Source organism: Streptomyces sp. SID5910, from assembly GCF_009862125.1.
In the GTDB taxonomy this organism is placed as follows: Bacteria; Actinomycetota; Actinomycetes; order Streptomycetales; family Streptomycetaceae; genus Streptomyces.
The window spans coordinates 1-12,494 of the sequence record NZ_WWHX01000694.1 but is presented as its reverse complement, the minus strand read 5'-3'; the positions used below and the strand labels follow the sequence as shown (position 1 = coordinate 12,494).

Below are 12,494 nucleotides of genomic sequence, written 5' to 3'. Positions count from 1 at the left end.
TGCTGCTCGTCCCCGGCCCGCCGGGCACGCCGCCCGGTGGCCGCGGGCAGGGCCTGCGGAGAGGCGGGGGCACCCCCCGGGGAGGCGGGCACGCCCTGCGGCGGCACGGTCCCGCCCAGTCCGGTGTTGGAGGCGGCGGCGCCCCCGGCGTGTTCGGCGGCCATGACGACGGCACCCTCGGATACACCGGCGGACGCCGGTCCGGGCTGGTCGTCGCCCGCACCCTCCGCGGGCCGTCCCCGCCGGCGTCCGGTACCGCCGGACCCCTCGGCCGGCGACGCCTGCGCCGGCACCGGAAGTGCCGCCGGCGCCTGGGCCGCACGCCGCCTGCGCCGACCGGTCGGCGTGCCGGACTCCCCCTCGGAACCGGCGGCGCCGTCCGCGCCCTCGTCGGACGGGCCCCCGACCTCGCTCTCCAGGAAGGCGTCAGTGGACGCCCGCCGGGCCCGGCGCCGCCCGCCGGCGGGCTCCTGGGCCGGAACCTCCGGAGCACTCCCCGCGTCGGCGGCCGGGGCGACGGCCGCTACGGCGCCCGCCCCGCCCCCGATCGGCACTTCGAGGACGTACGCGCTGCCGCTCATGCCCGGCACCTCGTGCGTCTGGAGCACACCGCCGTGGGCCCGCACGATCCCGCGCACGATCGGCTCGTGCACCGGGTCTCCCCCGGCGTACGGCCCGCGCACCTCGATCCGTACGACGTTGCCGCGCTGCGCCGCCGCCACGACGACGGTGTTGTCCAGGTAACCGCCCGCCGACACGGGCGTGTTGCCGGTCGCGTCGACGCCCGCGACGTCCGCGACGAGATGCGCCAGCGCGGTGGCCAGCAGCCGCGGGTCGACCTCGGCCTCGATGGGCGGCGCGTGCACGGCGAACTGCACCCGCCCCGGCCCGATCAGCTCGACGGCACCGTCGACACCGGAGGCGACGACGGCGTCCAGCATCACCTTCGTACGGGAGACGTTCTCGCTGCCGACGTCGAGGCGCTGGTAGCCGAGGACGTTGTCGATGAGGGTGGTGATCCGCGTGTACCCGGCCGACAGGTGGTGGAGCACCTGGTTGGCCTCGGGCCACAGCTGCCCGGCGTCGTCGGCGGCCAGCGCGGCCAGCTCGTGGCGCAGCTCCTCCAGCGGCCCCCGCAGGGAGGTCCCGAGGAGGGTGAGCAACTGCTCGTGCCGGGCGGCGAGCGCCTCGTACCGGTCCTTCTCCCGCTCACCGAGCGCGGCGTAGCGGTCCTCGTTCGCGGCGAGTTCCTCCGCGTGCTTCTCGCGGAGCTCCTCCAGCTCGGTCACGTGCTGCTGGCGCAGCGCGGTCAGCTCGGAGCCGTGCTCCTCGGACATCCGCTCCAGTTCCTCGGCGTGCCGCTGCTCCGCCTCCTCGTGCTCCTTGACGAGGGCGTCGTGGGGCCGCCGGTCGATGAAGGTCATGACGGCGCCGACGAGCTGGTCGCCGTCGCGTACGGGCGCGGTCGTCAGGTCGACCGGCAGCTTGTCGCCGTTCTTTGAGTACAGCACCTGCCCGCGCACCCGGTGCTTGCGCCCGGAACGCAGGGTGTCGGCGAGCGGCGACTCGTCGTACGGGAAGGGGGAGCCGTCGGCGCGCGAGTGCAGGACGAGGGTGTGCAGCTCACGGCCGCCGAGGTCGCTGGCCCGGTAGCCGAGGATCTGGGCGGCGGCCGGGTTGACGAGGACGATGCGCCCGTCGGTGTCGGTGCCCACGACGCCCTCGGAGGCGGCCCGCAGGATCATCTCGGTCTGCCGCTGCGAACGCGCCAGCTCGGCCTCGGTGTCGACGGTGCCGGTCAGATCGCGGACGACGAGCATCAGCAGTTCGTCGCCGGTGTAGCCGTAGCCGTCGTAGGCCTGCTGCCCGTTCTCCAGGTTGGCGCTGGCGACCTCGACGGGGAACTCGGTGCCGTCCGTGCGCCGGGCGACCATCCGCGTCGGCTTGGTGCGCACACGCGGGTCGATGTGGTCCGGGCGCCGCATGGAGCCGGGGATGAGCCGCGAGTCGAACTGGGGCAGCAGATCGAGCAGGCCGCGTCCGACCAGCGCGGTGCCCGGTGCCTCGAAGGCCTCCAGCGCGATGGAGTTCGCGTTGACGACGGTGCCGTTGGCGTTGACCAGGACCAACGCGTCCGGCAGCGCGTCCAGTATGGCTGCGAGGCGAGCAGCGCCTCGGGATGGCCTGCTGCTCACGAGACGCTTCCCTCCTGTTACCGCACTTGCCGACCGCCTGGGCCATCTTGCCAACCGGCCCGCAGCGTGTCACGCGAGGGAGTCTAAGCGCTGGGGCCCGGTCGGCGGCGCGGGATGGGACGGAGGTCGCACGAGGAAGTGACGCAGAACGTGTGACCGGGTGCCTACGCGCCGCGCTGCGCCCGCAGATCGGGCAGGAGCGGCACCATGCCGTTCCAGCGGGAGACCTGGCAGCCGTCGCCGCGGTCGTAGCGCGCGTCGACGGGGCGCCCGGCCCAGGTGCCGGTGACGTGCGCGGTGGCCGGGCCGCCGTACTGCATGGTGCAGAGGCTGCCCTGCGGGACGGGCGCGAAGGTGTCCTGCCCCCAGCGCGTGTCCCGGTCGAGCGCGGCGCAGGCGCCGGCCGGGTCGGGGTGGCTGCCGCCGTCCGGGTGGCAGTACAGCTCGTACGTACCGTCCGCGCCCGGACCGGCGTCCCGGACGGTGACCGTCAGGTGATCACCGGCCCGGTCCTCGTCGCGGACCGGCGGCGGCATGAGTGCGCCGGCGCCCGTGCCGGCGCGGGCGCCGGGGTCGGCGTGGCCGTGGGCGGCCGCGGGCTCGGCGGCCAGGGTGACGAGAGCGGCGAGTGAGGCGGCGGCCGCGCCGAGAAGGCGGGCGGCGTCGAGGCGGGTGTCGAGGCGCATGACGTGACTAACGCTCCGTCCGTCCGGACGTTGCGCGCCCCCGCCACAAGTGCTTTGCCCTGCGACCCGCCTGCCTAGTACCGTGGGGGTCGATTGGTGACAGCGCGCTCAACTGTGTCATCATCGGCACGCGCCACTCGCGCTCGCACGCGAGATGGTGATGTTGTCTGGAGGCGTCGCCTAGTCCGGTCTATGGCGCCGCACTGCTAATGCGGTTTGGGTCTTAAAGCCCATCGAGGGTTCAAATCCCTCCGCCTCCGCACATGAACGACGAAGCCCCGGCCCTGCGGCCGGGGCTTCGTCGTTCACCGGAGTCCCACCGGCGCGCCCCGCCGGGCCCATGGTGACGTTTCCGCAGGTCACAAGGGGTGCGGCAAACGGATTTCACATGACGGCGGCAGTCATGTAATGTTCTTCCTGTCGCCGCGAGCGGGCCGAAAGGACCGGGAGCGGCGGGAAAACAGAACAAGACAAGCACTCGTAGCTTAACGGATAGAGCATCTGACTACGGATCAGAAGGTTGCAGGTTCGAATCCTGCCGAGTGCACATTGACCGAAGGCCCCGGAGAGATCCGGGGCCTTCGGTGTTTCGCGTCGGTAGTGGTGTTGCCGGGCCGAGGTGCCGTGGAAGGTTCCGCGGCGCCTCGGCCCTTTGTGCAGCAGTGGTCAGGCGTTGTCCGCGGTCTTGCGGCGGCGTGCGGTGAAGAACGCTCCGGCGCCGAGGGCGGCGGTGAGGGCGCTCGTGAGGGCGAGCGTCGTCGTGGAGGACGCTCCGGTGGCGGCGAGGCTGCCGCTCTCGGCGGTCGTCGTGGTCACCGTCTGCTCGGACGTGCCGCCCTGCGCCGAGGTGCCCGCGCCGGTCGTGCCCGTGCCCGCTCCGGTGTCCGTACCGGGCTTCGCGGTGTCCGGCCGCTTGTCGTCGTCCTCGTCGGGCCGGCCGGGCTGGGCCTCGTCGACCGTGCCGGGCTCGCTGCCCGCGGGCAGGAGCGCGAAGTCGTAGCGCTTCATCGGGCCCAGGACGCAGGGGTTGTACGCGTCGGAGGCGTCGCCCGCGAGCAGGGCGAAGGCGTCGGCGGCCGGGGCCTCGGGGCCGACCTTCATCCGCAGATTCACGTCGCTTCGCTCGCCGGGCTTCATGACGTCGATGTGCGCGATGTGCGTGGGCCCGTCACTGGGAAGGGCCTGCCAGCCAGAGCCGTTGGACCACTCCACCGCCAACTGGCTCTTCACGTCCGCTCCCTCGCCCACCACGTGGAAGAAGGCCAGGGGGTCGACCGACAGCGTGCGGGTGGTGCCGTTGGTCACGCGGAGGGTGAAGTCGACGGTGCTCCCGGCGACGACCTTGGACGGCAGTCCGACCACGAGCGAGGTCAGCCCGTTCTCGCGGACGCACTCCTTGGCGGCGGCCAGCGCCGCTTCGGCGGCCTCCTTGGCCTTGAGGGCCTTGTCGAGGGTGTCCTTGACGACGCCGTACTCGCGGACGGCCGCCACTCTGGCGTCGCCCAGCGCGGTCTGCGCCGCCTCGGCCGCGGTGTCGGCCTTCTGCTGGGCCTCGACCGCCTTCGCCAGTTCGGCCTCGGCGGTTTCGAGGGCCTTTTGCGCCTCGGCCCTCTCGGTGTCGTCCGCGGCCGCATCGAGTGCGTCCTCGGCGTCCGACACGGCCTGCTCGGCGGCGGTTCTCGCGTCCGCCGCGTCCTTGGCCGCCTTCTTCGCGGTGACCGCGGCCGCCTTCAGCGGGTGAGTGTCGGAATTCAGGGATTCCAGGGTGGCGTCGACCTTCTTCCGGCCCTCCTCCTCGGCGGTGACGGCCTCGTCGTACGCCTTCTTCGTGTCGGTGGCGGCCTTCACCAACTCCGCGTACGTCGGCTGGTTCTGCGTCTGCGCCGTGGGCGTTCCGGCGGCGAGGGCCGGGGTGGCGGCGAAGAGCGCGACGGGCGTGACCACCGCGACGGCGGCGGCCACGACGAGGGAACGGCGAAGCTTCACTGAGGACCTTTCCTGCTGGCCTGACGAGAGAGGGGCGGGAGAGAAAGGGGATGGCCCGGCGCTAATCGCGCAGTATGGCCAGAATGTGGATGAGTTTATAGCGCACGTAAAATGTGGGCTTCGTTTTTCTTGTTTTTCCTTTCTCCGTTACAGGCATTCGCCGGGATAAATTGGACGGACGGGGACGGTTGTTCTGGGCGGCCGTATTTTTCTGTGACTCATGTCACGGAGTCCGCGTTGTCAGTGGTGGCTCGTACGCTCGGGGTGATGGCACAGGCATGGAAGTGCGCGGGGCTGCGGTGGGCGGCGGACGGTCCCGTGCTGACGTGGGTCGGGGGGCGGCGCAGTGCGCTGACCAGGGGGAAGCGGGTGGCCTTCGGGGTCGCGGCGGGGGGTGTGAGGACGTGTGTGGGTGCGCGCGGGCACGCGTGTCCGGCCGTGGCGGCCGTGCCGGGGCGGAGCACGGGGGCGCGGTGCGAGGAGTGCGCGCGGCTGGACCGGGCGCACTCGGTGGCCGCGGACACGATCGCCGACGACCCGCGGCCGTACCGGGTGTATCTGGCGTGGTTCGGGCCGGGCCTCGTCAAGGTGGGGATCACCGGGGCCGAGAGGGGGCCCGCGCGGCTGCTGGAGCAGGGGGCGGTGTGCTTCAGCTGGCTGGGGACCGGGCCGTTGATGGCCGCGCGGCGGACCGAGGAGCTGCTGCGGGCCGCGCTGCGGGTGCCCGACCGCGTTCCGTACGTCCAGAAGCGGGCGGTGCGGGCCGCGCTGCCCGCGACGGAGGAGGAGCGGGCGGCCGAGATCGCCGGACTGCACGGGCGGGCGGTGGCGCTCGCGGGCTGGCCGGAGTCGCTGACGCCGGAGCCGTTCCAGGGCGTGGACCACGTGCGGGCGTTCGGGCTCGCGGAGGCGGGCCGGGGGCCGCAGGCCCTGGGGGAGGTGGCCGAGCTGGCGGCGGGCGGTGCGGTCGGGGGTGAGCTGGTGGCGGTCGCCGGGCCGGATCTCCATCTGGCTACCGAGCGGGGGGTCGTCGTGCTCGACACCCGGCTGATGACGGGGTGGGAGCTGGTGGCCGCCGAGGGAGACCCGTGCGCCGTTCCCGTGCGGGAGTTCAAGGAGGCCGCCGGTGTGCAGGACGGACTGTTCTGAGCCGGCGTCTTCTTCCGCCGGGAGGTGGACCGCGGGCGCCCTCCGGGGAGATCGTGGGCCGCATGAGTGATCACCGCATCGCGCCGGCCGCCGGTCCCGGGGAGGCCGGGCACGTCCGCGGCTTCTGGCAGGGGCTCGGGCTGCCCGGCCTCGTCGACGTGCACACGCACTTCATGCCCGAGCGGGTGCTGCGCAAGGTCTGGGCGTACTTCGACGCGCTCGGCCCGCTGACCGGCGGCGTGGAGTGGCCGATCACCTACCGGCAGGAGGAGGACGAACGGGCGGCGCTGCTGCGGGACTTCGGGGTGCGGGCCTTCACCGCCATGCTCTACCCGCACAAGCCCGGCATGGCCCGGTGGCTGAACGACTGGGCGGTGGACTTCGCCCGCCGCACACCCGACTGCCTGCACACCTCCACCCTCTTCCCCGAGCCGGGCGTCGAGACGTACGTCCGCGAGGCCGTCGAAGCGGGGGCGCGGGTCTTCAAGGCCCATGTGCAGGTGGGCGCGTACGACCCGGCCGACGAACTGCTCGACGGGGCCTGGGGGCTGCTCGCCGACGCGGGCGTCCCGGTCGTCATCCACTGCGGGTCCGGTCCCGCGCCCGGCAAGCACACCGGGCCCGAGCCGATCGCGCGGGTGCTGGCGAGGCACCCCCGGCTGCGGCTGGTCGTCGCGCACATGGGGATGCCCGAGTACGAGGACTTCCTGGACCTCGCCGAGCGGTACGAGGAGGTGCGGCTGGACACGACCATGGCGTTCACCGACTTCAGCGAGCGCCTCGCCCCCTTCCCCCGGCGTGCCCTGCCCCGGCTGGCCGGCCTCGGCGACCGCGTCCTGCTCGGGACGGACTTCCCCAACATCCCGTATCCCTACCTGCACCAGCTGCACGCGCTGGAGCGGCTGAGGCTGGGCGAGGCGTGGCTGCGGGGCGTCTGCCACGACAACGCGGCCCGGCTGTTCGCGCTGCCCGGCGCCTGACGGGACCGGGGGATTCCTGAGAGCTCCCTGTGGGTTTCTCAGAGAAATCACAGCCTGGGGAAAGGACGTTCTCAGAGCGCCCCGACATCGTGTCCGGTATGACCACGACCTCGCCCCAGGGGCGCACCGAACTGCTGAGGCCGGACGGGAGCCCCGTCCGGGTGCTTGTGGTGGACGACGAGCTGTCCATCACCGAACTGCTGTCCATGGCCCTGCGCTACGAGGGCTGGCAGATCCGCAGCGCGGGCGACGGGCACGGTGCCGTGCAGGCCGCGCGCGAGTTCCGGCCCGACGCCGTCGTCCTGGACATGATGCTGCCCGACATGGACGGGCTGAGCGTGCTGGGCCGGCTGCGCCGCGACCTGCCGGACGTGCCGGTGCTGTTCCTGACGGCGAAGGACGCGGTGGAGGACCGCATCGCCGGGCTGACCGCGGGCGGGGACGACTACGTCACCAAGCCGTTCAGCCTGGAGGAGGTCGTCGCCCGGCTGCGCGGCCTGATCCGGCGTGCGGGCGCCGCCGACCGGCGCTCCGACTCCGTCCTCGTCGTCGGCGACCTCACCCTCGACGAGGACAGCCACGAGGTCACCCGCGGCGGCGACGGCATCCACCTCACCGCCACCGAGTTCGAGCTGCTGCGCTTCCTGATGCGCAACCCGCGGCGCGTGCTGAGCAAGGCGCAGATCCTGGACCGCGTGTGGTCGTACGACTTCGGCGGGCAGGCCAACGTCGTCGAGCTGTACATCTCCTACCTGCGCCGGAAGATCGACGCGGGGCGCGAGCCGATGATCCACACCCGGCGCGGTGCCGGTTACCTGATCAAGCCCGCGGTGTCATGAGCCGGCGGCGACGCCCGCGGCCGCGGACCCTGCGGACGCGGCTCGTCGTCGCGTCGGTGGCGCTGATCGCCGTCGTGTGCGCGGTGATCGGGACGGTGACGACGCTGGCGCTGCGGTCGCATCTGTACGAGCAGCTCGACGGGCAGGTGCACGAGGTCGCGATGCGGGTGTCCGGGTTCGGGCCGCCGGGTGATCCGCAGGCCGGCGGAGCGGGCCCGCAGCGGATGGACCTGGACGAGTTCGTCCGGCACGGGCCGCAGCCGCGCGGCACGATAGTCGCCGAGGTGCGGGGCACCGCCGTCACCGACGCCAAGTACGGCAAGGAGGACCAGGAGAGCACCGACCTCAGCCGCACGGCGGCCGTCTCCCTCGACGCGGCACAGCGCGGCGCGCTCGCCACGGTCTCCCGGGACGGCGACGCGCACACCGTCGAGGTACCCGACCTCGGCGACTACCGCGTGGAGTACCGCAACGGCTACTACGCCGCCCTCCCCACCTCCGACGTCACCGGCACCATCAACACCCTGATCCTCGTGGAGGCCAGCGTCACCGCCGCCGGCCTCATCGCCGCCTCCCTCGCCGGCACCGTCATCGTCGGCGTCGCCACCCGCCCCCTGCGCCGGGTCGCCGCCACCGCCGGCCGCGTCTCCGAACTCCCCCTGCACGCGGGCGAGGTCAACCTCGACGAACGCGTCCCGGAGTCCGAGTGCGACCCGCACACCGAGGTCGGCCGGGTCGGCGCCGCGCTCAACCGGATGCTGGACCACGTGCACGGCGCCCTGCACGCACGGCAGGAGAGCGAGACACGGGTCCGGCAGTTCGTCGCGGACGCCAGCCACGAGCTGCGCACGCCGCTCGCCTCCATCCGCGGCTACGCCGAACTCACCCGCCGGGGACGCGAACAGGTCGGCCCCGACACCCGGCACGCGCTCGGCCGCATCGAGTCCGAGGCCGGGCGCATGACCCTGCTGGTCGAGGACCTGCTGCTGCTCGCCCGCCTGGACGCCGGGCGCCCGCTGGAGTTCGAGCGGACCGACCTCGTACCGCTCGTCGTGGACACCGTCAGCGACGCCCGCGCGGCCGGCCTCGACCACGTCTGGCGGCTCGACCTGCCCGACGAACCGGCACTCGTGCCGGCGGACGCCGCCCGCCTCCAGCAGGTGCTGGTCAACCTGCTGGCCAACGCGCGCACCCACACCCCGCCCGGGACGACCGTGACCGCGCGGGTGCGGCACAGCGGGCCCTGGCTGTGCGTGGACGTCGAGGACGACGGGCCCGGCATCCCACCCGCGCTGCTGCCGTACGTCTTCGAGCGCTTCGCGCGCGGGGACTCGGCGCGGTCCCGGGCGACCGGCTCGACGGGCCTCGGGCTCGCCATCGTGCAGGCCGTGACGACCGCGCACGGCGGTGGGGTGACCGTCGACAGCGTGCCGGGCCGGACGGTCTTCACCGTGCACCTGCCCGCGCCGGCCCCCCGGTCCGAGGCGCGAGAGCACTCACAGGTACGGCACAGCCTCACCACACGGGCGCGACAGGGGAATTGAGGAAAGTCGGTCCCATGCGAACCGACTCTTCTCCCGGCTCCCTGCCGGCGCGGGAGCACCTCCCGGCCGCAGGAGCCGGTACGCCTGTCCTGGACGTGGTGATCCCCGTCTACAACGAGGAGAAGGACCTGAGGCCGTGCGTCCTGAGACTGCACGAGCACCTCACCCGCACCTTCCCGTACGCGTTCCGCATCACCGTCGCGGACAACGCCTCGACGGACGCCACCCCGATGGTGGCGGCGCGGCTGGCGGCGGAGCTCGCCGAGGTCAGGTCCTCCCGGCTGGAGCAGAAGGGCCGGGGCCGGGCCCTCGGGACCGTCTGGTCGGCCTCCGACGCCCCGGTCCTCGCCTACATGGACGTCGACCTGTCCACCGACCTCAACGCGCTGCTGCCGCTGGTGGCCCCGCTGATCTCCGGCCACTCGGACCTCGCGATCGGCTCCCGGCTCGCCCGCAGCTCGCGGGTCGTGCGCGGCGCCAAACGGGAGTTCATCTCCCGCACCTACAACCTCATCCTGCGCGGCTCCCTCCAGGCCCGCTTCTCCGACGCCCAGTGCGGCTTCAAGGCGATCCGCCGGGACGTGGCCCAGGTGCTGCTGCCGCTGGTGGAGGACACCGGCTGGTTCTTCGACACCGAGCTGCTGGTCCTCGCCGAGCGCGCCGGGCTGCGCATCCACGAGGTGCCGGTCGACTGGATCGACGACCCCGACTCCACCGTGCACATCGTGAAGACGGCCACCGACGACCTCCGGGGCGTGTGGCGGGTCGGCAAGGTGCTGGCCTCGGGCTCGCTGCCGCTGGACCGGCTGGCCCGGCCCTTCGGCGACGACCCGCGCGACCGGGACATCAAGGACGTACCGCAGGGCCTGGCCCGGCAACTCGTCGGCTTCTGCGTCGTCGGAGCCCTGTCGACCCTCTTCTACCTGCTGCTCTACAGCGGCTTCCGGGTCTTCGCCGGGTCCCAGCTCGCCAACGCGCTCGCCCTGCTGGTCTCGGCGGTCGCCAACACCGCCGCCAACCGGCGGCTGACCTTCGGGGTGCGCGGCCGGGGCGGCGCGGTGCGCCACCAGGCACAGGGGCTGGTCGTCTTCGGCATCGGCCTGGCCCTCACCAGCGGCTCGCTCGCCGCCCTGAGCGCGGCGACGGCCGACCCGGCACACTCCACGGAGCTGGCGGTGCTGATCGCCGCCAACCTCGCCGCCACCGTGCTGCGCTTCCTCCTCTTCCGCGCCTGGGTCTTCCCGGACACGCCACCCGCCCCGGCCCCCGAGGCGACGCGGCAGGCCCCGCGGCCCTACGCGCCGACGCCGTACGCCACGCCCCCCTACCCGACGACCTCGTTCCGCGCCGGTGACGCCGCGGAGCACACCCGGGGCGACGCCACCGCGCGACTGGCGCCGGTACGCCCCGCCGACACCGACCCGAGGGACGGACGATGACGACGCACTACGACCGGACGACGTACGAGGGGGACGCGCGTCCCGCCGACAGCGGCGCCCCGCCCCCGACCGCTCCCGTGCGCCCGCCCCGCCGGGACCTGCCGCGCAGACTGTGGCGCGGCCGCCCCGAGGACCCGCGCTGGGTCCGCCCGGCCCTCCTCGGCCTGCTGCTGGCCACCGCGCTGCTGTACCTCTACGACCTGAGCGCCTCCGGCTACGCCAACTCCTTCTACTCGGCGGCCGTGCAGGCGGGCAGCCAGTCCTGGAAGGCGTTCTTCTTCGGCTCGCTCGACGCCGGCAACGCCATCACCGTCGACAAGCCCCCGGCCGCGCTGTGGCCGATGGCGCTGGCGGTGCGGATCTTCGGGCTGAGCTCCTGGTCGATCCTCGTCCCCGAGGTGCTGATGGGCGTCGCGACGGTCGCCGTCGTGTACGCGGCCGTGCGCCGCCGCTTCAGCCCGGCCGCCGGCCTGATCGCCGGCGTGGTGCTGGCGCTCACGCCGGTCGCCGCGCTGATGTTCCGGTTCAACAACCCGGACGCGCTGCTGGCGCTGCTGATGTCCGTCGCCTGCTACCTCGTCGTCCGCGCGCTGGAGGACGGCCGGACCAAGTGGCTGCTGTGGGCGGGCGCCGCGATCGGCTTCGCGTTCCTCGCGAAGACCCTCCAGGCCTTCCTGATCCTGCCCGCGCTCGCCCTCGTCTACGGCGTCTGCGCCCCGGTCGCGTTGAAGAAGCGGCTCGGCCAGCTGGCGCTGGCGACCGCCGCGATCGTCGTCTCCGGCGGCTGGTGGGTCGCGGTCGTCGAGCTGTGGCCGGCTTCGTCGCGGCCGTACATCGGCGGCTCGCAGAACAACAGCTTCCTGGAGCTGACCTTCGGCTACAACGGCCTCGGCCGGCTCAGTGGCGACGAGACCGGCAGCGTCGGCGGCGGGGGCGGACCCGGCGGAGGGGCCGGCGGGCAGTGGGGCGAGACCGGCTGGGACCGGATGTTCAACTCGGAGATCGGCGGCCAGATCTCCTGGCTGCTGCCGGCCGCGCTGATCCTGCTCGTCGCGGGCCTGGTCGCCACGCGCGGCCGCGGCCGCACCGACACGGCCCGGTCGTCCCTCCTCGTCTGGGGCGGCTCGCTGCTGATGACCACGGTGGTCTTCAGCTACATGGCGGGCATCTTCCACCAGTACTACACGGTGGCCCTCGCCCCCTACCTCGCGGCCGTGGTCGGCATGGGCGCGGCGGCCCTGTGGGAGCGGCGCGACCGGCTCTGGGCGTCCCTCGCCCTCGCCGCGGCCGCCACGGCGACCGCCGCGTGGGGGTACGTCCTGCTCAACCGCACGCCGGACTACCTGCCGTGGCTGCGGTGGCTGGTCCTCGTCGGCGGCCTGCTCGCCGCGCTCGGGCTCGTCTTCGCCGGACGGCTGGGGCGGCGGACCGCGCTCGCGGTGGCGGGGCTGGGCGTCGTCGCGGCGCTGGCCGGGCCGACCGCGTACACGCTCAGCACCGTGCAGGAGGGGCACAGCGGCTCCATCGTCACGGCGGGTCCGGCGGGCCCGGCAACAGAAGCTTGGCTATGGCTCCGGCCAACAGTCCGAGGATGATCCAGCCGATGACGGTCATGCCGTGACCCTGCCCTTTCTCGCCGTGCCCGCGCTGTCCGAGCGCTGTGGGCTCGTACCTCC

General features: G+C 73.3%; 8 protein-coding genes, 2 tRNA genes and 2 pseudogenes. 8 read left to right on the top strand and 4 right to left on the bottom strand.

The genetic code is table 11. The features are described 5' to 3' along the window. Positions 1-2,195 (bottom strand): PAS domain-containing protein (locus GTW67_RS24295; RefSeq protein WP_161166926.1); only part of this gene is annotated, 2,195 nt, incomplete at its 3' end. A gap of 164 nt (positions 2,196-2,359) precedes the next feature. Continuing rightward, positions 2,360-2,881, bottom strand: a complete 522-nt coding sequence (locus GTW67_RS24290; protein ID WP_161166925.1) for an SSI family serine proteinase inhibitor — start codon at positions 2,879-2,881, stop codon at positions 2,360-2,362. A gap of 169 nt (positions 2,882-3,050) precedes the next feature. Here GTW67_RS24290 and GTW67_RS24285 point away from each other — a divergent pair. Beyond that, positions 3,051-3,141, top strand: a tRNA-Ser gene (locus GTW67_RS24285). 214 nt (positions 3,142-3,355) lie between these two features. Beyond that, positions 3,356-3,428 (top strand) — tRNA-Arg (locus GTW67_RS24280). 119 nt (positions 3,429-3,547) lie between these two features. On the opposite strand, the gene GTW67_RS24275 is transcribed toward GTW67_RS24280, so the two are convergent. Then, positions 3,548-4,867 (bottom strand): hypothetical protein, encoded by a 1,320-nt coding sequence (locus GTW67_RS24275; protein ID WP_202437629.1) that lies wholly within the window; start codon positions 4,865-4,867, stop codon positions 3,548-3,550. Between the two features lie 267 nt (positions 4,868-5,134). On the opposite strand from GTW67_RS24275, the gene GTW67_RS24270 reads away from it, so the two are divergent. The 6 genes and pseudogenes from GTW67_RS24270 to GTW67_RS24245 all read left to right on the top strand — a co-directional run. Then, complete coding sequence (locus GTW67_RS24270; RefSeq protein WP_161166924.1) at positions 5,135-6,016, top strand: DUF2797 domain-containing protein; 882 nt, start codon at positions 5,135-5,137, stop codon at positions 6,014-6,016. A 62-nt stretch (positions 6,017-6,078) separates the two neighbouring features. Further along, a complete protein-coding gene (locus GTW67_RS24265; RefSeq protein ID WP_161166923.1) occupies positions 6,079-6,996 on the top strand; it encodes an amidohydrolase family protein in 918 nt (305 codons plus the stop codon). Positions 6,997-7,094: 98 nt separating this feature from the next. Next, positions 7,095-7,835 carry a response regulator transcription factor gene (locus GTW67_RS24260; protein ID WP_161166922.1) on the top strand — a complete coding sequence of 247 codons (741 nt, stop codon included), beginning with the start codon at positions 7,095-7,097 and terminating at the stop codon, positions 7,833-7,835. Beyond that, positions 7,832-9,379 carry a sensor histidine kinase gene (locus GTW67_RS24255; RefSeq protein WP_161166921.1) on the top strand — a complete coding sequence of 516 codons (1,548 nt, stop codon included), beginning with the start codon at positions 7,832-7,834 and terminating at the stop codon, positions 9,377-9,379. Before GTW67_RS24260 ends, GTW67_RS24255 begins: the two co-directional genes overlap by 4 nt. 14 nt (positions 9,380-9,393) lie before the next feature. Continuing rightward, entirely contained in the window at positions 9,394-10,818 is a 1,425-nt protein-coding gene (locus tag GTW67_RS24250) for a bifunctional glycosyltransferase family 2/GtrA family protein (RefSeq protein WP_161166920.1), read from the top strand. Further along, a pseudogene (locus GTW67_RS24245) lies at positions 10,815-12,365 on the top strand (ArnT family glycosyltransferase); the annotation flags it as partial. The gene GTW67_RS24250 and the pseudogene GTW67_RS24245, both read left to right, overlap by 4 nt. Here GTW67_RS24245 and GTW67_RS37860 read toward each other — a convergent pair. After that, positions 12,364-12,432, bottom strand: a pseudogene (locus GTW67_RS37860) (GlsB/YeaQ/YmgE family stress response membrane protein); the annotation flags it as partial. The pseudogenes GTW67_RS24245 and GTW67_RS37860 sit on opposite strands and share 2 nt — an antisense overlap. Positions 12,433-12,494: the final 62 nt, after the last annotated feature.

What these genes read in the sequence shown, in the direction of transcription:
- GTW67_RS24260 (WP_161166922.1), top strand. Translation starts at nt 7,095, where the DNA reads ATGACCACGACCTCGCCCCAGGGGCGCACCGAACTGCTGAGGCCGGAC.
- GTW67_RS24290 (WP_161166925.1), bottom strand. Translation starts at nt 2,881, where the DNA reads ATGCGCCTCGACACCCGCCTCGACGCCGCCCGCCTTCTCGGCGCGGCC.
- GTW67_RS24250 (WP_161166920.1), top strand. Translation starts at nt 9,394, where the DNA reads ATGCGAACCGACTCTTCTCCCGGCTCCCTGCCGGCGCGGGAGCACCTC.
- GTW67_RS24270 (WP_161166924.1), top strand. Translation starts at nt 5,135, where the DNA reads ATGGCACAGGCATGGAAGTGCGCGGGGCTGCGGTGGGCGGCGGACGGT.
- GTW67_RS24255 (WP_161166921.1), top strand. Translation starts at nt 7,832, where the DNA reads ATGAGCCGGCGGCGACGCCCGCGGCCGCGGACCCTGCGGACGCGGCTC.
- GTW67_RS24265 (WP_161166923.1), top strand. Translation starts at nt 6,079, where the DNA reads ATGAGTGATCACCGCATCGCGCCGGCCGCCGGTCCCGGGGAGGCCGGG.